Raw genomic sequence first — 20434 nt, 5'->3', positions numbered from 1 at the left:
TTGGCCAACTCTCGAGACGGCACTTTCTGAAGACAAGCTCCTGGGCGGTGGGCATAGGCGAGATTGTGGCAACGTGTCCGGCGGCTCGGCTTCGCGTCCTAGCGAGGGCGCATGCGTCCGCGTCCGAGATGATACGACGTGCGCCTCGCGACATTCCATTCCGCCATAGAGTCGCTGAAAGCCGTTGCTCGGCGAAGTCCACAACGACTGCCGGCGGGTATCATTATATTATCGGCTGCGGCCGACGCTTTGCAGACCCTCGGCAACGTTCTAAAATCCCGGTAAAAGCCCGAGACGATCGAGATCGGCCATCGCCTCATGGGGTTCGCCAGTTGCCGCCGATATCACGGAGACCGGATGCTGACGACACGTCGAATGCTGGTGCAGGCCTCCCTAGCTGTGATGGCCGCAATAAATTTCCCGCCGCTCTTGGCACATTCCCAGGATCAGCGGCCTGTCGCGCGCCGCATCCCTTCGACGGGCGAGGCGATTCCGGCCGTCGGACTTGGGACTTGGATCACCTTCAATGTCGGCGACGATCCGACGCTTAGGGACGAATGCGCGGACGTCATCGCAGCCTTCTTCGAGGCTGGCGGACGCATGATCGACTCTTCGCCCATGTACGGATCATCGCAGCCAGTCATCGGCCATGGCCTGCAAAAGCTCGGGCAACCAGCGGCGCTTTTTTCCGCGGAGAAGGTCTGGACGTCCGCGGGCGCTGACGGTCCAAGCCAGATCGAGCAATCCCGCCGTCTCTGGGATGTGCCGCGCTTCGACCTCATTCAGGTCCACAACCTCCTTGCCTGGGAGGCGCATCTGCAAACCCTGTTCGCAATGAAGGCGGCTGGCTCCGTGCGCTATGTCGGGATTACGACCTCCGAAGGGCGCCGTCATGATCTTCTTGAACAGATCATGCGGCACGAAGCCATCGATTTTGTGCAACTCTCCTATAATATCATCGATCGCGAGGCGGAAGAGCGGATCCTGCCGCTGGCGGCGGAACGTGGAATTGCCGTGATCATCAACCGGCCCTTCCGGCAAGGCGCGCTGACTAGCCGGCTCGACGGCGAACCTATGCCCGAATGGGCAGCCGAACTAGGTGTATCGAGTTGGGCTCAGTTTCTCCTGAAATTCATTCTCTCCCACCCGGCCGTCACCGTCGCGATCCCAGCAACGACCCGTGCCGACCATGTGCGTGAGAACGTCGCGGCGGCGACAGGCCCCTTGCCAGACGCCGCCACTCGCGAGCGCATGGCAGCCCATGTGCAGGATCTTTGATGTCGGAATGGTGGACCTACAGCCTTGAGGATTTTCTGCTCTTTTCGCCACGCGTCTACTGGCGGATGTTCGAGTTGCACAATGCGATCCTATGGCCGCTACAGGCGCTCACACTGGCTTCCGGCTTTGCAATGGTTACCCTTATCGTGCGACAGTCTTCTGCCTCCGGGCGCTTCGTCGCGCTCGTTCTCGCGATCCTTTGGGCCCTCGTCGGATGGTCTTTTCTATGGAACCGTTACGCGACCATAAACTGGACCGCCGCCTACGTCGCACCCGCATTTGCCGTTGAGGCCCTGCTTCTCCTCGTCATCGGCACGCTGCTTAACGGTCTTGTCTTTTGCCGGCGCGGACCCGCCGCCTGGACGGGATATGCGCTTCTCGCCTTCGCGCTCGCCGGGCAGCCGCTGCTTGCGCCGCTGCAGGGACGGGTCTGGACCTCGTCCGAGATCTTTGGCGTCGCGCCCGATCCGACAGCGATCGGAACGTTGGGCTTTCTGCTTCTCGCCCGCAGCAAGTTCTTACCTCTGCTCCTTCCGATCCCCCTCCTCTGGTGCTTCTTGAGCGGCCTAACCCTCTGGAGCATGGGAGCGCCGGAGGCATGGGCATCTTTTGCGGCCGTAGCGCTCACGCTTGCAGCCTGCATCGGAGCGATCATCGACCAGCGACAACCGACCGCGTGATTATTGCGATGCCGCTGCGTGAAGGAAGGCGCTCTCCGGCACCGCCCGCCAGTGGAGAGCGCCTTCTGCAAGCCACTGCCGCGACAGCTATGCGGAGATGTTGGCGTGATCCTCTCGGAGCGCGGATCGTCGATAGTGATATCTCTGCCATCCAGGCCACCCGGTTTGTCCGGGCAACCGCCAGGAGATATGTAGGCTCACGATCCGTCGAATCGCTCAAGCATCCTTACAAGTTGAACATTCTGCAAATGCAGCTTTTGCGCTAATTGGATTCTCAGTTGCGTGATCTCCTCGTCCAGGCTTGCCACCTCATCGAAGAAAGCCTCTCGAGGGGACGAGGATTGCGCGCTTTGATCACTGTTTGCGATGGTAGCGCTCCCCGAAACCATGTCGGCGCGGGTTCTCTTCGGGCGGCGTTCTGGCCGCTTTGTCCGCGGTGTTCGTGGAGATTTTTTACTTGGCTTGCTTTCCGGCACCAACGCATGCGCATCGGCACCGGGTCGGCTAATCTCATGACGAGTGGGCCTCTGGACCTCTTTCCCATCTTTTGGCGGCGAGATTGCCTGGGGAACATCGAGATCGCTGTCGGGTTCATCTGAAGTCGTCGTTGCCACTAGATCAACAGCAGGATTCTCATCGTGGTCAGGACGACCGGATACTTCCGTTGAGTCTGACGAAAGCGCCGAGGCGTGTCGTACGCCGCTTTCGCTCGCCTCGGTATCGGCATCATCCCCAACCGAACTCTCTCGTGTTTCTGTCGGCCGTCTTCGCGACGCTAACTGAGCAAGGAATTTCCATGGTGTTTTCATAGTGCTTCAACCTCGAGCAATCCGCAGCAGGGCGTTGCCGCAGCTTTAGATCCGGGCTCGCGACTGGGGCCGGCGAGTTTTTCTACCGTCGATCGCCCAATCGCTCCCACCCTAGTCGATCAGACGAGCCCGAGCCGCTTGCGCAGGTCGGTATTTTCCGCGCGAAGCTTATCTGCCAGGGTTTTGCGAAGCCTTTTATTCTCTTCTTCAAGCTGAGCAAGATCTGCCATCTCATCGAGAGCTGGTAGCGGCGTCTTGGCTGTTTGCGCGATTTGCTTTGGCGTCGGCTTTCTACCGGTGTCCTTGATGGCGTCCTTGCTCGTGCTCTTGCCAGTGATTTGCATTTCTTGGGGCGTCAGCTTTGCCTGCCCGGCTCCTTGACCACGCTTCCTGCGACCACTCGGCAGCTGCGCAGTCTTCCCAAGTGATGCAGCTACCGTTGCTCCGGCAGGGGCCTTCTGGCCCCGTGGTGCGCGCGGCTTTTTAGGCGCCGGCACTTTTGCCGTTGCATCCTTCTCTGCGACTTCGGTAATGGAGCCCGTATTGTTCTCGTCAGCCATCAGTTATCTCCCTCTGTAGGCAAGAGTTCTTTTGAGCTGAGTGAAAGACGGAGTCAACATGAGCGCGCCATGGATAGCTCACGCTGAGACGCGGCGCCAACGCTCGTATAAGAAGATTGGCGAAGCAGCTAACGCTCCCGCGCTCGCCTTGAGCGTATTCGAACCACGCGCAGCGATCTGAATTGAGCTTGAGTAACGCCGCCGATTTATGCGCGTTGCTCTCAAGTAGCTTGATCGAGGTTTCGAATTCAGTGTGCCCGGCTGCCAATAGCATGAGCCAGCTTTGCGTATGCGGCGGGAACGGGGCTTAAACCTCTTTCGACGCAGGAGAGGTGCGGGCTAGCTTGCCCTCTTCCGCCTTGTAGAAATATTGGCTGGCGACCAACCATCCCTTCAGCGGCCGCAAGGGCGGGATACAAGTAGCCAGCATAAAGGGACCGGTGACCAGCAGATGGACCCACAAGGGCGCGCTGTACTGGATCTCGAGCCACACGCCGAGCAGGACACTTGGCACGCAAGCGAAGCAGATGACGAAAAATGCGGGACCATCCGCCGGATCGGCGAAACCGTAGTCGAGGCCGCAGACTTCGCATTCGGGCCTAATTTTCAGAAAGCCGTTGAAAATGTGCCCCTGGCCACAGCGCGGGCATCGTCCTTTGAGCCCGGTTGTCGTCGGCGGAATTGGTGGCCACTCCGTTTGCATGACGAACGATCCTTATACAGTGCATGCACGTATGCATGTATTGACTGAATTCATTGACTGCATTCAAAATAAGTACATTTCTCCAATTGGTGCGATATGGCATATTGCCGCGGTGCTCTCACTTCGGATCAATTGACATGCGGAACAACCTAGAAGAAGGACGCCGCGAGTTCAGGCGAGCCTTCGAGTGCGTGCCCCATGAATTCAAGAGCACCCTGGAGCTTCTCGCGGTCGATAGGGCCTCCAAGGCAGACGCGCACCGCTTCCAGCGCCTGACCTTCGACCGTAAATGCATCGCTGGCAACGACGCCAATGCCCGAGGCGCGCATGTGGCTACCGAAGGTCGACCGCGTCCAGCCGTTCGTCAGCGGCAGCCAGATGTTGAAGCTGATGGGATCGCCACGATAGCTACCGGGCGGAAGGATGGCTGCGACCAGTTCCTGGCGTGCCGCTGCCTCCTTGCGGATGAATCGAAGGATGGCATCGGCGGTGCCATCCTCGATCCACCGCGTGGCAAGCGCCATGTTGAGCGGCGACGCCATGACATTGTTGGCACGCATGGCACTGACGAAGGGCCAGATCGCCTTGGTATCCGGTGCAACGACATAGGCCAGCCGGAGCCCGGCGCCAATGCATTTCGCCAAGCCGCCGATATGCCAGGTGAGGTCCGGAGCCATTGCTGCAAACGGCGGCGGCGCATGCAGCGGAATGAAGCCATAGGCGTCATCCTCGATGATCGGGATGTGATATTTGCGCGCCACCGCGCAAATCTCTTCGCGCCGCCGCTCCGGGATAGTCAGGGTAAGCGGGTTCTGCAGGGTCGGGTTGAGATAAATTCCCTTAGGTTTCAATCTCTCGCAGGCTTCGGCAAAGGTCTCCGGCAAAATGCCGTCAGCGTCCATCGGCAAACCCGAAAGATTGAGACGCAGCTGCGCCGCAATCGAGCGGATGCCGGGATAGGTGATGCATTCCGACAGGATGGTTTCAGAGGGCTTTGCCAGCAGGCCGCAAATCGCCAGCAGCGCCGGGTGAGCGCCGGGCGTCACGAAAATACGCTCCTGCGAAGGGACAAGGCCGCGACGGCTGAGCCAGGCGGCTGCGGCCTCCTTGTCCATGCCCGAGCCGCCAAATCCCTGATAGCGCAGAAGCGGGATAAGGCTGGAAGCCACCGCCGAGATGCCCTCGCGCATCCGCGTAATCAATTCCGGATCGGTTGGCTCCGGCGGCATGTTCATCGAAAGGTCGATCGCAGACGTACGGCGCGGATCGGGGACGGTGTCGGACCCAAAGCTCCGGCGCTTGTCGGCCCCGCCGGTGACGAACGTGCCGCGGCCGACGTGCGAATCCACCAGTCCGCGCTTCTGCGCCTCGGCATAACCACGCGCTACGGTGGTGAAATCGATATCCAGATGTTTCGCCAACTCGCGCTGCGGCGGCAGACGATCACCGATGGCCAGATGACCGCTGCGCAAATCCATCTCGATAAGGTCGGCGATGGCCATGTAGCGGGGGCTGTTGCTGCGGCTGAGGTCGGGTCGCCAGTCTTTCATCGGAATATCGCCATGTCCTTCTTCATCGACATTGACTGTATATTGTTGCAACTTCCCTCTGTCACGAAGAATGACTCAAACTCCGATGCGAATGTCGGCCAGTTCAGCCCACTCAAGCGATTGGCAGCCGAGACGCAGAGCCACCCGCCGCCACGGCTTACAAAAATTGGCCGCTTGCTGAGCGCGGCCCACGATCGGCGCCGGCCACTCTGACCTTGCCAGTTCAAAACACTTATAAGGAAGAGAAAAGCCGCCCAGAGGAGCGGCTTTCAGGTGCGCGATGATAGCGGTCAGGCGTGGCGGGCCTCGCGTGAAATCGCTCCATCGAGATTGGCGATCTGATGCTCTATCACGTGATAATGAAACGGGGATATCATGCCGTCGCTCAGAGCCATCTGGATGGCTTGCCTGTGGATCGCGGCTTCTTCCGAACGGAGATCACGAACTTCAGCGGCGCTGAGCAGCCTTCGGCCCCTGTCAGCCGCGATACGGCCGTCGGCGGCACGGATCTCAGCAAGTATGGTGTGCAATCGGCTGTCGGGGATGAACATCGGCATTGGATCCACCAGCGGGTCATCGTCGCCGGGCTCGGTCCGAACCCAATGATCGCGACGATCATGCTCGCCGGCGCGCACACCGTGCGAATTACGGGAAGCATGGGACGCAGCGAAGGCGGTTGCTAGTGGGACAGATATAAGGATGGCGGTGAGCGCCGTCTTAACGATCAAAGAGCGCATTTTGCATCTCCCGAATTTGGAGGACGATTGTCTTTTCATCCTCCCGTCTGCAGTGTCGTCCAGTTCCGTCGTGTCGCGGTGGTCACTCATCGCCGGCGGTTCTCGACCTGCAGCGAGACAGGATAGAACCTTGTCAGCGAGACCTGTAATTAACAAAAGATAATTTTTTCCGCTTCTGGACGTTCCGCAATCCAGCCTACCTTTGCGTCATGGCGGTGGAACAGTGCCCGACCTCGACCGGCACTCGCGCCAGTATTTCGATGTCCATCAGATCTGGACTCATGCCGACTATGGTGTCGCAACGGCTTCAAAGCGCGAGCTCGCCGAGGCGAGCCGACAGCACAAGGAGCTAATGTTTCGGGCGCCCGATCATCGATACGACCGGCCATACCTGCAACCTATCGTCTGGTGCCGAGCGCCGACGTGCACAAGCGGCTGGAGGCGGACTACGAGCGCATGTCGGCCATGATTTTGAAACTCCGCCCACGTCCGACGAGGTGTTTTCGAGCATTCAAGAGCTGGAGAAACGCCTGAATGACGGCTCCGCCGCGAAGGCATAGTTGACGAGTGTATTTCGGCATAGACGTTCGCCGTCTGCATTGAACATTCAACAGCCCACTAAATTCAGCAATCGAAGAAATGAGATACCCTGCCTCCGCAAGGGTCAATGTTCTGCGCCGAAAGGGGTCAAACTTCCGTGCATTTTTCTCATGCGAGGCAGACAATTGGGGAAAAGTATCGAGTGCAGTGGCGGTGGATCCTTTTGGTCAGCCATGTTCTCTCGGCCATTTCCGCAGGGATCACGAATCTGGGGAACTCGTAGAGCAACGGACTCATGGTTAAGTGCATCGCCTCATTTCCTCGCCGATCCATGATCGGAAATGCTTCACCTGGATCTTAGTGGCACTAGAGGAGGCCGTCAGCACCCTGTAGCAGTAGGACGACGGAACGAACAGATCGGCAGCCATAACAAGTCTGCCCGCCAAAATGTCGTCAGACGCGATCGCTGCAGATACCAGTGCCACCCCGTCACCCGAAACCGCCGCCTGGACGAGCAACCCAGCATGGCTAAAGGCTCGGGTGAAAGACAATGTCTTCCCAAGCATGCCCCGCGCTTCCAGCAATAGCATCCAAGGGTGCGTTGAACCTTCATAGATTATTGGAAGGCCATCTATGTCATCGATCAAGAGGTCCGGGCGCCCTGTCCTTTCAAGAAGGCTTGGGCTCGCGACCATCACGAAGCGATCCGGGAACGTCAGGTCGTCTGCCGCGTGCGGTTCATACCTGGCATGTCGTACCACGACGTCACATTTGCCCGAGTTCAACGGTACCGGTTCATCTGTCGCCTCCAGCCTAAAGTCGACCTCTGGATAGGCGAGGTTGAAGCGCGGAAGTCTTGGGATGAGCCATTTCATTGCGAATGAATGAGTCGTCGAAACCCGTAGCACCCGGTCACCGCCGCCATCAGCAAGGTCGTTTATTTTCTGGTCGAGTAGCAGAACTGCCTTGGCAACAGTCTCGGCAAGTTCTTTGCCCTTATCGGTAATCGTCACGCCGCGCGGGTGCCGCTCGAACAGGGGGAAGCCCAGCGTTTGTTCAAGAGTCTTGATCTGCTGGCTCACGGCAGCCGGCGTCTTATGAAGTTCAAGCGACGCAAGCTTGAAGCTCTGCCAGCGCGCGGCGCATTCGAAGTCAAGAAGTCCCGCCAGGCTGCGCATTTGTCAGTCCATAAAGACATAGAAATTCTTATTCATTGGCTTAGTATTTGTCGGTTGCGCGGTCAATAGATGCATGGGAATCAAGGATTAATTCAGGAGCTACAACCACCATGCAAAAAAATGCCTTAGTCATTGGCGGAACCCGTTTTTTCGGCCGGCTGTTGGTAAGGCGGCTTCTCGAAGCTGGCCTCAATGTAACCGTGGCGACCCGGGGGATCACCTCGGACGACTTCGGGTCTACCGTTAGCCGCGTCACGGTGGACCGGCGCGACGAAGATGCCATGGACCGTGCTTTCGCTGGAAGAGGAGACTATGACGTCATCTTCGACCAGATGTGCTACAGTCCGCTCGACGCTCGGATATCGGAATCTGTCTTCGCCGGGAGAGTGGGCCGTTACATCATGGCGTCGACCATCGAGGTCTATGCGCAATTGCTCTGGGCCAAAAAAGCGCCGTTCGACGAAGATCTCATCGATCTAAGCAACGAGCGCACAAATCCCGATTTTCCCTGGCGCGACGAGACATACTCCGAAGGCCTCTACGGGGAGGCCAAACGCGCTGCTGAGGTTTGGTTTCATCAGTCTGGCATATTGCCGGTGGTCAGCGTTCGGATCGGGCATATTCTGTCTGGGCCGGACGATTTCACCGGCCGGCTTCGAAGCTATGTTGATCGGGTATCCAGCGGCCGGCCGCTCTTCTATTCGATCAACAAGGGCACGAGTTCGTTTTTCAATCCCGCCGGAATTGCCGACTTTCTTTACTGGGCTGGGCAGCAGACCTTTACTGGTGCGATCAATGCATGCGCGAACGGCACGTTGACGGCTCTGGAGATACATCAAGCCGTCGCATCAGTCATGGGAAGAGAGGCTCAATCGGAGTCCATGACCGGGATTAGCCGCGCCGCAGTACTCAGTCCATATGACTTCCCGGCCGATTACGCGATGTCGAGCGCGAGGGCTATTTCTCTCGGCTACAAAGCGCCAGATGTTTCCCAGTGGTTGCCCGGTGTTATTGCCGCACACCTCGAGCACGGACGGTAGGCCCAGCATGTTCGCAATGGAAACGATCGCTTCGTTCGTGCTTGCCTCTAGCCTCGTAATCCTCGTGCCAGGCCCAGCAACCTTCTTTGTGATGGGACAGGCCGGACGGGGCATTGCCGCCGCCGCCGGAGGCATTGCGGGAATTGTCGTTGGCGACATAGTCCTTATTACATGTGCAGGCCTAGGTTTTGCGGCCCTCGTCGCCCAATGGCCTTTTCTAATTGATGCAATCAAGGTCCTTGGATCAGCTTATGTAGCCTACATCGGAATAGGGCTGATCAGGCAGTCGTTGAGTTCCCAGGGCAGCATGGACAAACGCGGTCAAGTTGTTCCGCCTCGGCACCAATTTGCCAAGGGAATTGCGCTGACGCTTTCCAATCCCAAACCGATTATATTTTTCGCAGGCTTCTTTCCCGCATTTCTACCGCTCGGCCACCAGCCAACCTTACTGGGATTCTATGCGTTGGGCGCGATTTTTCAGATAGTTAATGTATGCTACTTTGCTGCGTTGGCGCTGTTGGTCCGGCTCTTCAGCCGGAGCCTCTCAAGGGCCGTTTTCCAGGGAGCGACCCTCAATCTGCTGAGCGGCATCGCCTTGCTAATTTGCAGTGGCATCCTCCTCGCTGCCCTTCTGTGAGCTGAAGCAAGTTGGACGAAGTGAGAGATCCGATGCGCCGAATGCGATCACAGCCTAGTGGAACACCGCGAGACTTGCGTAATTGCATTTCAGCGAGGCTGTATGTGCAGATGAACGCTTCGAACCTGTCGCCTGGGAGGGTGGGGCTCTTCGACGCTATCTCGACGTCTCCGGCCCGAGGCGCGACATAAAGTTCGGCCGCGCATATCGCGGCCGATCATCGTTAGTATCCCGTCATTTCCAAATAGCCATGCCCCCCAGCACTTCCGTTGAATGAAATTGGACCTTCCCAATAGGGCGTGGTAGTCGCCATCCATGCATGGTCGTTCAAAGGGCTAGTCGTGACGTCGAAGCCGCGCTCGGGGATCCGGACGCGCCATGCAACCGGGACATCCCGGTCGCCGACGCGTGCTGTTCGCAAAGGGGTTATCTGCAGAGATCCAGGCGGCAGAGGGGTAGGCTTGCCATCCGACGAAATCCAGTTCGCCGACGTGTAGCCGCCGCGGCCGTCGCGGAGCCGAAACGCCATGACCTTTTCGCCGGAATCCAGGTGGAGCGAAAACCACTCCCATCCGGTCTGATCCTTAGCGAGGGGCTGCGAAGACCATTCCCGATCAAGCCATGCCTTGCCGCTGACCCGGACGGTCTTGCCGGCAATGTCGAGAGAACCCGACACCTCATAGAATGGCTGCGAGTAATAGTAGCTCGCCTGCCTTTCGGCCGACTTCACCGAATAGCCTTGGTCTCCCTGCAGCACGAGAGGACCGCTGGCCCAGAGTTCGAGCGTGTAGGCGAAATCTTTTCCGGTTGCGTGCAGGCTAACCTTGTCTAGCTGGTCGGCGCCCGGTTTGGGCAGGCCTTTCATTTCCCAATCATCGATCCAGGCAGAAAAGGGGACGGCCACGACACCTGCTTGGCCGACCCCTCCGCGGGCGAGTTTTTCAGCCAAGAGATGCCGATCTTTCGCGGTGATCGCGGCATGGCCCATCCAGACTTGAGGATCGGACCAGCCGCCCTCGGTCTTCGGCGCCAGGGCGGCGCGGAAAAGCGTCCATTGTACGCCGTACTGCGTCCCGTCCTCACTCTCAAGGTTTGCAGTAATGTACCACCATTCGATGCGGAATTCAGGATGGGGGCCGTGATCTGCCGGAAAGCGGAGTTGTATGCCGGGGCGTGGAACAGCGAAGCCCTCGGCGGTCGAGCCCAGTCCGGCAAACCCTTGCGAAATAGCGGCGGCAGGAACGGAGATTGCCGTGGCTACGAAAACAAAGGCGGCCAGAAGACCTCTAGCGTTCATTGGCAAACACCCTCAGCAAATCCGATGGCGCGACCGTCGCCAGCCGTCGGAGTGGAATAAAGACAGACAGGATCGCCGCAGCCAGCGCCACCAACCCTAGGACGAGCCAGTCCATCGGAAAAATCCGCAACGGCAGCCGCCAGCCGAAAGCCTCGACATTGACAATCGACAGCAGCACCCAGGCAAGCGCAAGGCCGACGGGGACCGCGGCAACGAAGGTCGCGAGCCACAACGCCAGAGTGCGCAGCACTTCGAGCAAGGCAAGATCGCGCCGCCTGATCCCCATCGCCCAGACAGGTGCAAGCTGCGGCAGCCGAATGCCCGACAAGGTCAGCAGGCTGGAGAACATCGCAAAACCTGCAACGCCGAGGGTGAAGAGATTGAGCATTCCAGTCACGGCAAACGTCTGGTCGAAGACCGCCTGAGATTGCCGCTTCAGGGAAGCCTGGTCGATGATGTTTTCAGAAGGCAGACCGAATTCGGTCGTCAGGCGTTCCTTCAGCGCCGGGGCGTCGACCGGCGGAACACGCACGCCATACCTCAGCTTTGGAACGTCAGTGTAATGTGCCGCAAGGGCTTCGACGCCGACGATGACCTGTCCTTTTGGATTGCCGTAGTCGGAATAGACCCCGACGACCGGGAGTTTCCATTCGCCGGGTAAGACCAGACTATCGCCAATTGCGAGCCGCTTGCGACGCCAGAGCTGCTCGTTGATGAGCGCCCCTTGCCCTGCGGCGACCTGGTCCCAGACATTGATCGTGCCCGACAGGAGCGGCCAGTTGTTGCGATAGGTCGGATCGCCTGCTGCCGCGCCGAAGATCTGCAGCCTGTCTCCAAGCACCTCACCCTCGACGCTCCAGATGGGAAGAACCGACGTCGAATGGTCCAGCAGCCATGTTCGCAAGCGCATCGCTTCGTTCTCCTCTCGCGCCGTGACGTAAAGCTCGGCCGCCAGCCGTTGGTCGAGCCAGCCGATGAAAGTCAGGCGGAAGCTGGAGACCATCGTGCCGACACCGACATTGGCGGCGAGCGCCAAAAGCAGCGCCATCAGGGCCAGGCTAAGCCCAGGCAGCTGTTGCCGCGTATCGGCCCAGAACCACGTGACGAGCACGCGTGACGAGTTTCTCTGCATGATGGCAAGAAACGCCGACAGCATGCCCGGCAGCATCAGGGACGCTCCGAGCAAGAGACAAGCCAGGACCGCGAAGCCCGCGATCAGCCCGTGTCCGACACTCGCCAAAGTGGCCGATGTGATCAGCAGAGCCAACCCGCCCAAAAGCTGCAGTCGGATACCGATTGCCGTCGCACGGGCCCAGGCACGAGGCTGCGCTGCAGCCAGCAACGGCATGCGCCGGACCCGCCAGAGGCTTTGGGCCGACGACACGATCGTTCCGCCGATCGCTATTCCCAGCCCTGTTGCCCACCATTCCGGCCGGATGGTCAGCGCACCCGGGACGCTCGCCCCATACAGCCCCTTAAGGGTTGCCGCTACACCGGGGAGCAACAGGGAGGCCACGAAATATCCGATCACGACGCCGATAAGCCCGGAAAGGAAGGCCAGCGTCAGAAGCTCCGTCATCAGCAGGAGGTTCAGCGACGACATGGAAAGCCCGAGAGAGCGCAAGGTCCGAAAGGTCGCTCTGCGCTGCTCGAACGCCAGGCCGATCGTCGCGTAGACGATGAACAGACCGACGGCAAACGCGAGGAAACCGAATGCCGTGAGGTTGAGGTGGAAGCTGTCGGTGAGCTGGGCGACATCCGGCCGGTCGCCCGGTGGCTTGACTGCGACCTCGGGTGCGAGAGTGTCAAGCGAAGGCAGATTCGGTCGCTGTTCCGGCGCAACGACGAGACGACTCAACTCACCGTGTCTCTCGAGAACCTGCTCGGCGACGGCGATATCGGTGAACGCGGCTCCGTCCGGCAGGTCCGGCGACACCTCGACCTGCATCTGCGTTTGCCCCTCGAGCTTCAGGGCGGTCGCCTTGGAAACCACGAGGGTACCCGGATCCACCATGGAGGCAGCCAGGTCATTCCATTCCCCGGTTTTAAAGCCCCGCGCCTGCGCTGGCATCGTCAACGGATCACTGCCGATAAGCCGCACACGGACATTTCCGAAGCGATGGTCGCCTTCGATAATGGGCGAGACATTCCAGCCTGCCCTTCTCAATTTGGAATACGTGCTTAGGGGAACGGAATGGCCGTTACTCGGTACGAGTTGCGTCAGTTCGTTCTGGTCGAGCACGGAGGCTGCCCGGGCATAACTCGCCCGTGCCTCTGCGTTGATCGCCTGGACACCCGACCAAAGCGCGGTTGCCAATGAAAGACCGAGGATAAGCGTAACAAGCTGAAGAGGCCGACGCCGCCAATGCGAAACGAGAGCCGTTGCGGCGGTCCAGAGCATCAGGCGATCCTTCCGCCACTGAGATGAACGCTGCGGTCGAGCATCTGTGCCAGCCTCGAAGAATGCGTCACCATCAACAGCGCAGCACCTGCACTCTTCGTCAGCGACAGCATGATGCCGAGCACCGCGTCCCCGGTCGCTTCGTCGAGATTGCCGGTCGGTTCGTCGGCGAGAACCAGGGGCGGCCGCGCGGCAAGCGTTCTGCCGATCGCCACCCTCTGCTGCTGGCCGCTGGAAAGCTGCTCGGGGTATCGGGCGAGAAGTGCCTCGATGCCAAGATTTTCCACGAGCTGCCGCTCCCAGGAAGGATTGTGCCGGCCAGCAAGCTTTGCATGAAAGGAAATGTTGGCCGCGACATCGAGCGACGGAATCAGGTTGAACTGCTGAAACACCAACCCGACCGCCGAACGTCGATACTGGGCCCTTTCCCGATCATCCAGAGCGGCAATATCTCGGCCCGCTGAAAGGATCTGTCCGACATCGGGATAGTCAAGCCCGCCGACAAGGTGAAGCAGGGTGCTCTTTCCGCTTCCGGACTCCCCGGTCAACGCGACGCTTTCGCCAGCATTGAGATCGAAATCGATGCCTTTCAGGATCTCAAGAGGTCCTTCTGCGGTCACATAGGATTTTCTGACATTGCGGAGTGAGAGCAGCATCTGAGTTCGGGATCGATGAAGATGTCAGAGTATTTAGGCATAACCGTCGGCTTTGTAACCGTTCTTGCATGGCGATTTTGGGAAGGCAGCATCAATACTCGGCGCCGGCGCATACATCCCCATTTCCGCACACCGCGAAAGAGGTTGACGATCGACATGCGAAGTGAAGTGTCTACCATTAAGACCGGCCCATCGGCGACGATCAGCTTCGGTTCGGAATGAGGGCTCGCGCGACGGAGACAGCGTCGTAGCGGCCGACAGCGAGCGCGGAAGCGCTCGCAAGATCGCGAGCTTATGCTACCACGGGGATAGTCCCATCGCGAGCGGCACGCGCCAGCCGCTTCAGGTCGTCCGGGTTCACCGATCACCTCTTCGGCATCAGCGCCATGCTCGGATCGGCTGTGCTGCGCATCCGCGATCTGCCCTCGAAGCGGCTTTGCGTGTTTAATCCCGCCGGACGCCCAAGGAACTGCGCGGCGAACCGGCCCGATTCGTTCCGCTGCGCCGCCACGATGGCTGCCGGCAAGATCAGGGCAAGCCAGTTGCTTCCGTACACTCGCATCCTATCCGCGCCAGGACGATCCGGCGGCCGTGCTTCGGGCGCCGCCGCCGGTGGAGTAGATAGGAACGGGCTGACTGCAGGCGACCACGGCTCTTGAGGACGTTAAGGTCGACACTCGCCAGGTGGCGCCTTTACGCCGCAAAGACCATTGACGCCATCAAGTTGAGCAGAACCGCGGTTGTGACGATCGTCGCCGATGCGAGCAGCAGCCCAATCAGAGTGACGAGGCCGTCGCCCTCCATCATGGCAACTGCCAGGATCACCAGCGACAACACGGCGGCACGTTGCCAAGGGGATCGGCAGGGCAATCACCAGGGCGAGCAGGAAGATGGGCAAGCCGAGCAAGGCCTGCGCCGTCGGCCCGGTGAGGACTTCTATCCGATCGGCGCGCACGACTTTCTCAACCCTTGCGATCATCGGAACCGAGTGACGGACTATAAGATCAAGCGTCGCGAACGAAACCTGACGGTTTCTGACGATGGCAGGCAACCACACCGTCCGACGGCCCGCGCTAATCTGGAGCGAGACCAGAGCAAGCGTCGTGCCGAACACCATGCCGAACGGGCCAGGTATCGGCGTCAGGGCCGGGATTGCCAGAAACAGGACCGTGAAAGCGATGCCGGCCGGCCCCATGGATTCCAAAGCCTCGCCGATTGAGAGGCCGCCTTTCGCCCTGGCGAGTTCCAGCATCTTCCTCAGTTGCGCGGAGGCCACTCCGCGCGACTGTTTGTGCCCGTCTTGTTCGAACATCTTACTCAAGCCATTTCAATCGTATTACGCACCCTCGCCGGCACCCCCCAAAACGCGAAGGAGGGCTGCGCATTGCGGGTCTTGGTTATCGAGAAGCTCCGCCGGCGATGTACGGCCGATCGCAATGTTGACGACAGTAGCCGCCGCCCAGCCGTAGTCGCCGGCGGCACGATCGATCAGCTGCGGGCCTTGGGACGTGAGGCAGGACTGGGACTGGCGAACGATCTCCACGGGAAGCTTCGCGCGCTCGGCTTGTTCCACTATCTGAGCCTGCAGCGGATCGACCACGAGAACGGCAAAAATCCAGCCGATGAAATCCGAGAACATATCTATTTCCTTCTTGTTCGGTAGCTAACGGTGTTCCTATGAGCAGCGCCGATCATGCAAGCTGCTGCTGATCCCGCGTCTTGAGGAGGCTCCAGACCACCCCGGCGACGATGATGGCGAAGGTGATGCCGAGCGACACCGCGGCCGGGAACTTTTCAAGACCGAGAAGATCGGCGACGAAGATCTTCGAGCCGATGAAGATGAGGACGACGGCAAGCGCAGGCTTCAGATAACGGAAGCGATGGATCATCGCCGCGAGGGCAAAATAGAGGGTTCGGAGACCGAGGATCGCGAATATATTCGCGGCGTTCCCAGCCACTCGACAAGCAAAAACGAGAGATCCAAAGATAACCCCCAATCGGCACTGGTTGTCGGAAAACGGTCCGACATCGCAAGAGTGCCGAGGCTCTCGCCAGAGGGGCCCGGACCAACGGGTTAGCCCGCAGATGGGGATTCACTTTTCTGCCGTCAAGGGCAGCCTGAACTCGCCTCCTCCATCGGAATGCGACGGCGAGCCGATCCGAAAATCTGTGAGCGCCGAGGATACCGTCGTCCAGGATATTGACGAGTTCGACGTTGCAACGGCGGAGCTGAAGCCGCTTACCGAAGGTCTGAGGCACCTGCGAGGCGCAGAGATCAGCGGCAAGACGGTGACCGTGAAAATCAAGTATTCGGATTTTAGCGCGCGACACGCAGTCGAACAGGCGCGGGTGGCCTTCGCAAACATGACAGATATTTTTGACGCAGCGTCACGACCGCTGACAACTTCGTCTATCCGTTCAAGTGATCCTTGCGTTTGTTGGTTGCAACCTCCTAAGTAACGATCAAACGAAACAGATACAGAACAGCCGCAACTCGACCACGGTCTTTTAGCAGGAACGGAGTTTTCTGTTGTGGCCAATTCAAAATCTGATTTACTGACACTTCGCTGTTTGGCTTTGAGGGGGATATTGCCGATGGTGTGGACCCGCAGGGATGTGTTACTTGGTGGTTTGGCTTTACTTGGCACCGGCGCGGTGCAAAAACCGGCATTCGCCCAGGCGTCTTCCTATTTTGCCGGAACCGCCGTCGACAATGGCGTGACGTTCCGAAAGACCAACTTCGCCAAGATCGATAAGCGGTGGCACCGCCAGGTTGTCAAATATTTCAGCAGCGAGCCTATCGGCACCGTTGTTGTCGATACAAGGCACCATTTTCTCTACGTGATCATGGAGAACAAGACAGCCATCCGCTACGGCGTCGGCGTCGGCCGCGAGGGCTTCAAATGGTTTGGCCGCGCCACGATTGATCGTAAATCGCTTTGGCCGCGCTGGACGCCGCCACCGGAAATGCGCAAGCGTCATCCCGAACTGCCCGAATTTGTCGCGGGAGGCTCACCGAAGAATCCACTCGGCCCCCGCGCCATGTACCTGCTTCGCGACGGCGTCGACACCGGTTATCGCTTTCACGGCACGCTGGAGCCGGGGAGCATCGGCAAGGACGCCTCCAGCGGCTGTATCCGCATGTTCAACGAAGACGCCATCGATCTTTACCAGCGTTGCCCGATCGGCACCGCTGTGCAGGTTCTGCCGCATATTGCCGACCAGGCTGAAAATGCCGCTCAGGTTGGCGAAATAGCCCCGGTCCAATAAGGAATATCATCCAGATGTCTGCTACCATCGGATACACGAGGAGCGTTGTTGCCGCGGCCATGCTCTTGGTGCTCGCCGCCTGCACCACCACCCATATCGCCTCCATGGAAGAACCTGCCGCGGCGCCGATGACCGGTCAGACCAACGATCCCGCGCCAGGTTTCGAGAACATCACGGCTGGCAGCGAAGAGGATTTTATCCTCAATGCCGGTCGACGGATCTACTTCACGCAGGACTCCGCCGCGCTCGATTCCGTCGCCATGGCGACGTTGGATAACCAAGCCACTTGGCTCAACAAGAACCCGAATTGGCTGGTCAAATTGCAGGGATTTGCCGACGATTCCGGTTCCGCCTCCAAAATGGTGGCGCTGTCGCAGAAGCGCGCCGATGCGGCAATGGCCTATCTCGCCTCGAAGGGCGTGGACGCCAGGCGCATGTGGGCCAAGGGTTACGGCAAGGACCGCGAAGTCCGCGAGTGCGCGGAGCGCTCGTGCAAGGTGCAGAACCGGCGCGTTGTCTCCAATCTGCGCACCCAGCGCGATGATGAAGGAGCTTGACAACGGACCGGGCCTTTTGGCTTCTCACCTGCTCCGTGGCGTGATCGCAAAAGAACGACCGGCCGTGGCCAGCAAGTCGAAATACCGTTCTGGATGGGCGGGTCGTCCCGGCGGACCGGATATCCTTTGAAACGAAGCCAATCCGAGGTCGTTTTCAAACCAACAGCGCGAATATGCTGCGAGACCTCTCGCCTGTGGTCGTCATGCATTCCAAAGTGTGTTCGCGCCTGCGGCGCCGAACAATTCAAAAGGCTGACTGTTTTAAGATTGCCGCCAGAACACGATTTGAGACGGTCAATTATCCACCGCCCGCGGGTCCTGGCGGAGCGACCACGCCGTAAACTGCAGACATCGGCAGCTTTAGCCCGCCGGGGTAGTATTTGGATCGACAGTTCAATCAGGCGAGAGCGGCAACCGGGTCGCCGGGAATTCTTCTCGAAAATCGTGCGAACCATCAGCGATCGCCGATAATGGGAAGAACACATCGATAGCTGCGGCGAGTTCAGGTTCGAGCCCGCCTGCGATGCCTGTCGCGCGGGCTGTCATGCAATCCATCAAGCCACTCCTGCACCTCTGCCTCAGCCCGCTCCAGAGCGCTGTAGTTCAGGAGTTTGCGCAGGAAAGCGACCGCAACGGCGCGGGCGCGGAGATTGAAGCGGCCGTCCTCGTGGTCGTCGCCCGCGGTCTGGTAGACGTCCAGCTTGTCGTAGAGCTGCTGCAAGCGGTTCTGCACGCTGCGCAACGAGAGGCCCCGACGCTTGGCGATGGCCCGGTCCGTGAGGCCCAGCGCGATATCGACGAGGATCTCGTATTCGGAATCGGTGAAGCCGTTCGTCTGGCCGAGGCTCTTCTGCTGCAGGCCCCGCACCTCGCGGTCGATGACGCACTGGCTCTCGATGAAGATCGAGCGTAGCGCAAGCTTCAGCCGCTCGTCGGAGGCGGATTTGAGCACATAGCCATAGGCGGCGCCGTCCGGCACGATGCGGGAGACGCCGCGCACATAGGCCTCGTCCGAGTAATTCGACCAGAACAGGATGCGGGTTTCCGGCCGCTCCTTCCAGATCGTGCGCGCCGCCTCGATGCCGTTGCGGCTCGCCATCTGCAAGTCCATGACGATATGCGCCGACTTGTGGTCGCGGGCGAGCTTCTCGCCGACGGTTCCGTTTTCCGCCTCGATCACCGTGTCGCATTCCGGCAGGGCAGCGTTGACCGCCTCGTGCAGATAGGACCGGTGCAGCGGGTCGTCCTCGACGATCAGAACCTTCATCGTGCGCTTCTCCTCAGTTTGACCCGCTCGCCGGGTCGTGCGGCACCAGCGGCAGCACGACGCGCACCACAGTCCCGCGATTGTTGTGGCCGGGCCCGGTCGTGAAGCGCGCCGAGATGAGCCGCGCACGGGTCTTCATGTTGTCGATGCCTCCGCCGATCCGTCCCCGCGTCTTGGCGAGCCCGGTCCCGTCGTCGGAGATTTCGATCGACAGCCGGTCATCGTCGGCCTCGAGCCGAACCATGACGGCCAGCGGGGCGGCATGGCGCACCGCATTGTTGATCGCCTCCTGCGCGATACGGAACAGCGCGACGCTGACAGTCGGTTCCAGTCGCTCCAGTGCGCCGTGCGTCTCGTCGACGAGGCCCCATTCGATGCCCGATCCCGTGTCGCGGGTCGATCGATCCAGATGATGCTCGATCGCTTGGGCGAGGCCGAAGAGCTGGAGCACGGAGGGTTTTGCCTGCTCGATGATTTGCCGCAGATCCTGCATGCAATGCTGGAGGGAACGGGAGATGGGCTCCAGCGCCTCGGGCGCCACCTCGGCGTTGCGCGACAGCCGATCGATCCGGCGGGCGAGCCGCGTCAGGTCGGCGAGCGTCTGGTCGTGCAGGTCCATGCCGATCCGCTGGCGTTCCTGCTCCAGTGCTTCGGTCAGCTTCAGCGCGCCTTGTCGCAAGCCCTCCTCGCGGGCGCGGGCCTCCGCCTCCACGATGGCCGAGCGCTGCGCCTGCTCGGCCGCCTGCAGCGCGAAGAAATAGGGCGTCAGCAGGTCGGCGATGATGCGGGCGCGTTCGATATCCTCCATCGTATAGACATCTGCCCTTTGCGACGAACAGGAGAGCGCCGCGATGATCGTGCCCTGCACCTTCATCGGTACATGCAAGCGGCTCCTCAGCGACTGTTCGACGATCGGCCGCTTGAACGCGCCCTCGAAATGGAAACGCGGGTCCGTCATGGCGTCGTCCGCCAGGAGAAAGTCCACCTCGCCCCAGAGCAGCGAGCGGATGGGGCTGTTGACCACCGGCGCGCCGGCAAGGTCGCCCCAGGCAGTCTCGATGCCCGTCTCGTAGGCCGTGTGGTAGTTACCGCCCTCAAGGAGCACACAGACATCGAGATGATCGTGCGGGATGATATGGGCGACCTCGGCCGCGACTGAACGGATGGCCGAGCGGAAGTCGAGCTGGCCCGCGAGCAGCCGGGAAATGCCGAGATAGTGGTCGAACATGGCTGCGGGTGCGAGATGCAGCATTGTCATTTCCTCCCCGAGACGG

Annotated in this window: 20 protein-coding genes and 4 pseudogenes; 9 read left to right on the top strand and 15 right to left on the bottom strand. The window is 60.0% G+C overall.

Annotation, left to right across the window (positions count from 1 at the left end; all coding sequences use genetic code 11):
* Window positions 1–357: 357 nt before the first annotated feature.
* Both QA644_RS23035 and QA644_RS23030 read left to right on the top strand, forming a co-directional pair.
* Window positions 358–1278, top strand: a complete 921-nt coding sequence (locus QA644_RS23035) for an aldo/keto reductase (RefSeq protein ID WP_283073483.1) — start codon at window positions 358–360, stop codon at window positions 1276–1278.
* On the top strand, window positions 1278–1958 hold the full coding sequence (locus QA644_RS23030; RefSeq protein ID WP_283073482.1) for a DUF6064 family protein: 681 nt from the start codon (window positions 1278–1280) through the stop codon (window positions 1956–1958). The genes QA644_RS23035 and QA644_RS23030 overlap by 1 nt, the downstream gene beginning before the upstream one ends.
* 197 nt (window positions 1959–2155) lie before the next feature.
* Here the strand turns inward: QA644_RS23030 and QA644_RS23025 are convergent, their stop codons facing one another.
* From QA644_RS23025 to QA644_RS23005, 5 genes are all read right to left on the bottom strand, one after another.
* Window positions 2156–2767 (bottom strand): hypothetical protein, encoded by a 612-nt coding sequence (locus QA644_RS23025; protein ID WP_283073481.1) that lies wholly within the window; start codon window positions 2765–2767, stop codon window positions 2156–2158.
* A gap of 119 nt (window positions 2768–2886) precedes the next feature.
* Window positions 2887–3327, bottom strand: coding sequence for a SyrB-like regulator (locus QA644_RS23020; RefSeq protein WP_283073480.1), 441 nt, complete (start codon window positions 3325–3327; stop codon window positions 2887–2889).
* Window positions 3328–3634: 307 nt separating this feature from the next.
* On the bottom strand, window positions 3635–4030 hold the full coding sequence (locus tag QA644_RS23015) for a DUF983 domain-containing protein (protein WP_194731571.1): 396 nt from the start codon (window positions 4028–4030) through the stop codon (window positions 3635–3637).
* A 149-nt stretch (window positions 4031–4179) separates the two neighbouring features.
* A complete protein-coding gene (locus QA644_RS23010; RefSeq protein WP_283073998.1) occupies window positions 4180–5580 on the bottom strand; it encodes a PLP-dependent aminotransferase family protein in 1401 nt (466 codons plus the stop codon).
* Window positions 5581–5870: 290 nt separating this feature from the next.
* Complete coding sequence (locus QA644_RS23005) at window positions 5871–6317, bottom strand: hypothetical protein (protein ID WP_239601302.1); 447 nt, start codon at window positions 6315–6317, stop codon at window positions 5871–5873.
* A 223-nt stretch (window positions 6318–6540) separates the two neighbouring features.
* On the opposite strand from QA644_RS23005, the pseudogene QA644_RS23000 reads away from it, so the two are divergent.
* Window positions 6541–6877, top strand: a pseudogene (locus tag QA644_RS23000) (nucleotidyl transferase AbiEii/AbiGii toxin family protein); the annotation flags it as partial.
* Window positions 6878–7156: 279 nt separating this feature from the next.
* Here the strand turns inward: QA644_RS23000 and QA644_RS22995 are convergent.
* Entirely contained in the window at window positions 7157–8035 is an 879-nt protein-coding gene (locus QA644_RS22995) for a LysR substrate-binding domain-containing protein (RefSeq protein WP_283073479.1), read from the bottom strand.
* A 110-nt stretch (window positions 8036–8145) separates the two neighbouring features.
* Between QA644_RS22995 and QA644_RS22990 the strand changes: the two genes are divergently transcribed.
* Together QA644_RS22990 and QA644_RS22985 are read left to right on the top strand one after the other, a co-directional pair.
* Complete coding sequence (locus tag QA644_RS22990; protein ID WP_283073478.1) at window positions 8146–9075, top strand: NAD-dependent epimerase/dehydratase family protein; 930 nt, start codon at window positions 8146–8148, stop codon at window positions 9073–9075.
* Between the two features lie 16 nt (window positions 9076–9091).
* A complete protein-coding gene (locus QA644_RS22985) occupies window positions 9092–9712 on the top strand; it encodes a LysE family translocator (RefSeq protein WP_283073477.1) in 621 nt (206 codons plus the stop codon).
* A gap of 223 nt (window positions 9713–9935) precedes the next feature.
* On the opposite strand, the gene QA644_RS22980 is transcribed toward QA644_RS22985, so the two are convergent.
* From QA644_RS22980 to QA644_RS22965, 4 genes and pseudogenes are all read right to left on the bottom strand, one after another.
* Window positions 9936–11009 carry a lipocalin-like domain-containing protein gene (locus QA644_RS22980; protein ID WP_194731578.1) on the bottom strand — a complete coding sequence of 358 codons (1074 nt, stop codon included), beginning with the start codon at window positions 11007–11009 and terminating at the stop codon, window positions 9936–9938.
* Window positions 10999–13410, bottom strand: a complete 2412-nt coding sequence (locus tag QA644_RS22975; RefSeq protein WP_283073476.1) for an ABC transporter permease — start codon at window positions 13408–13410, stop codon at window positions 10999–11001. The genes QA644_RS22980 and QA644_RS22975 overlap by 11 nt, the downstream gene beginning before the upstream one ends.
* Window positions 13410–14066 (bottom strand): ABC transporter ATP-binding protein, encoded by a 657-nt coding sequence (locus tag QA644_RS22970; protein ID WP_283073475.1) that lies wholly within the window; start codon window positions 14064–14066, stop codon window positions 13410–13412. The genes QA644_RS22975 and QA644_RS22970 overlap by 1 nt, the downstream gene beginning before the upstream one ends.
* A gap of 125 nt (window positions 14067–14191) precedes the next feature.
* Window positions 14192–14331 (bottom strand): annotated as a pseudogene (locus tag QA644_RS22965) (ABC transporter ATP-binding protein); the annotation flags it as partial.
* An 82-nt stretch (window positions 14332–14413) separates the two neighbouring features.
* Here QA644_RS22965 and QA644_RS22960 point away from each other — a divergent pair.
* Window positions 14414–14666: pseudogene (locus QA644_RS22960) on the top strand (Tn3 family transposase); the annotation flags it as partial.
* Window positions 14667–14730: 64 nt separating this feature from the next.
* Here QA644_RS22960 and QA644_RS22955 read toward each other — a convergent pair.
* The 3 genes and pseudogenes from QA644_RS22955 to QA644_RS22945 form a co-directional block, all read right to left on the bottom strand.
* The gene (locus QA644_RS22955; protein ID WP_283073474.1) at window positions 14731–15378 is read right to left on the bottom strand and encodes an exopolysaccharide biosynthesis protein; all 648 of its coding nucleotides are present in this window, start codon (window positions 15376–15378) and stop codon (window positions 14731–14733) included.
* A gap of 24 nt (window positions 15379–15402) precedes the next feature.
* Window positions 15403–15705, bottom strand: coding sequence for a hypothetical protein (locus QA644_RS22950; protein ID WP_283073473.1), 303 nt, complete (start codon window positions 15703–15705; stop codon window positions 15403–15405).
* Window positions 15706–15757: 52 nt separating this feature from the next.
* A pseudogene (locus QA644_RS22945) lies at window positions 15758–16006 on the bottom strand (TerC family protein); the annotation flags it as partial.
* A 145-nt stretch (window positions 16007–16151) separates the two neighbouring features.
* On the opposite strand from QA644_RS22945, the gene QA644_RS22940 reads away from it, so the two are divergent.
* The 3 genes from QA644_RS22940 (at window position 16152) to QA644_RS22930 (ending at window position 17893) form a co-directional block, all read left to right on the top strand.
* Window positions 16152–16526: a hypothetical protein gene (locus QA644_RS22940; protein WP_283073472.1), complete on the top strand. Its 375-nt coding sequence runs from the start codon at window positions 16152–16154 to the stop codon at window positions 16524–16526.
* A gap of 135 nt (window positions 16527–16661) precedes the next feature.
* The gene (locus tag QA644_RS22935; RefSeq protein WP_283073997.1) at window positions 16662–17336 is read left to right on the top strand and encodes a L,D-transpeptidase; all 675 of its coding nucleotides are present in this window, start codon (window positions 16662–16664) and stop codon (window positions 17334–17336) included.
* A 14-nt stretch (window positions 17337–17350) separates the two neighbouring features.
* A complete protein-coding gene (locus QA644_RS22930; protein WP_283073471.1) occupies window positions 17351–17893 on the top strand; it encodes an OmpA family protein in 543 nt (180 codons plus the stop codon).
* Window positions 17894–18395: 502 nt separating this feature from the next.
* Here the strand turns inward: QA644_RS22930 and QA644_RS22925 are convergent.
* On the bottom strand, window positions 18396–19160 hold the full coding sequence (locus tag QA644_RS22925; protein WP_283073470.1) for a response regulator transcription factor: 765 nt from the start codon (window positions 19158–19160) through the stop codon (window positions 18396–18398).
* 13 nt (window positions 19161–19173) lie between these two features.
* Window positions 19174–20412, bottom strand: coding sequence for a sensor histidine kinase (locus QA644_RS22920; protein ID WP_283073469.1), 1239 nt, complete (start codon window positions 20410–20412; stop codon window positions 19174–19176).
* Between the last annotated feature and the right edge of the window lie 22 nt (window positions 20413–20434).

This window comes from Rhizobium sp. CC1099 (assembly GCF_029714385.1).
GTDB lineage: Bacteria > Pseudomonadota > Alphaproteobacteria > Rhizobiales > Rhizobiaceae > Rhizobium.
This window is presented reverse-complemented; position numbering and strand designations above follow the sequence as displayed.

Bases quoted from the DNA above. Each gene is read 5' to 3' on its own strand.
- QA644_RS23035 (WP_283073483.1), top strand. From the start codon at position 358: ATGCTGACGACACGTCGAATGCTGGTGCAGGCCTCCCTAGCTGTGATG.
- QA644_RS23030 (WP_283073482.1), top strand. From the start codon at position 1,278: ATGTCGGAATGGTGGACCTACAGCCTTGAGGATTTTCTGCTCTTTTCG.
- QA644_RS23025 (WP_283073481.1), bottom strand. From the start codon at position 2,767: ATGAAAACACCATGGAAATTCCTTGCTCAGTTAGCGTCGCGAAGACGG.
- QA644_RS23020 (WP_283073480.1), bottom strand. From the start codon at position 3,327: ATGGCTGACGAGAACAATACGGGCTCCATTACCGAAGTCGCAGAGAAG.
- QA644_RS23015 (WP_194731571.1), bottom strand. From the start codon at position 4,030: ATGCAAACGGAGTGGCCACCAATTCCGCCGACGACAACCGGGCTCAAA.
- QA644_RS23010 (WP_283073998.1), bottom strand. From the start codon at position 5,580: ATGAAAGACTGGCGACCCGACCTCAGCCGCAGCAACAGCCCCCGCTAC.
- QA644_RS23005 (WP_239601302.1), bottom strand. From the start codon at position 6,317: ATGCGCTCTTTGATCGTTAAGACGGCGCTCACCGCCATCCTTATATCT.
- QA644_RS22995 (WP_283073479.1), bottom strand. From the start codon at position 8,035: ATGCGCAGCCTGGCGGGACTTCTTGACTTCGAATGCGCCGCGCGCTGG.
- QA644_RS22990 (WP_283073478.1), top strand. From the start codon at position 8,146: ATGCAAAAAAATGCCTTAGTCATTGGCGGAACCCGTTTTTTCGGCCGG.
- QA644_RS22985 (WP_283073477.1), top strand. From the start codon at position 9,092: ATGGAAACGATCGCTTCGTTCGTGCTTGCCTCTAGCCTCGTAATCCTC.
- QA644_RS22980 (WP_194731578.1), bottom strand. From the start codon at position 11,009: ATGAACGCTAGAGGTCTTCTGGCCGCCTTTGTTTTCGTAGCCACGGCA.
- QA644_RS22975 (WP_283073476.1), bottom strand. From the start codon at position 13,410: ATGCTCTGGACCGCCGCAACGGCTCTCGTTTCGCATTGGCGGCGTCGG.
- QA644_RS22970 (WP_283073475.1), bottom strand. From the start codon at position 14,066: ATGCTGCTCTCACTCCGCAATGTCAGAAAATCCTATGTGACCGCAGAA.
- QA644_RS22955 (WP_283073474.1), bottom strand. From the start codon at position 15,378: ATGTTCGAACAAGACGGGCACAAACAGTCGCGCGGAGTGGCCTCCGCG.
- QA644_RS22950 (WP_283073473.1), bottom strand. From the start codon at position 15,705: ATGTTCTCGGATTTCATCGGCTGGATTTTTGCCGTTCTCGTGGTCGAT.
- QA644_RS22940 (WP_283073472.1), top strand. From the start codon at position 16,152: ATGGGGATTCACTTTTCTGCCGTCAAGGGCAGCCTGAACTCGCCTCCT.
- QA644_RS22935 (WP_283073997.1), top strand. From the start codon at position 16,662: ATGGTGTGGACCCGCAGGGATGTGTTACTTGGTGGTTTGGCTTTACTT.
- QA644_RS22930 (WP_283073471.1), top strand. From the start codon at position 17,351: ATGTCTGCTACCATCGGATACACGAGGAGCGTTGTTGCCGCGGCCATG.
- QA644_RS22925 (WP_283073470.1), bottom strand. From the start codon at position 19,160: ATGAAGGTTCTGATCGTCGAGGACGACCCGCTGCACCGGTCCTATCTG.
- QA644_RS22920 (WP_283073469.1), bottom strand. From the start codon at position 20,412: ATGCTGCATCTCGCACCCGCAGCCATGTTCGACCACTATCTCGGCATT.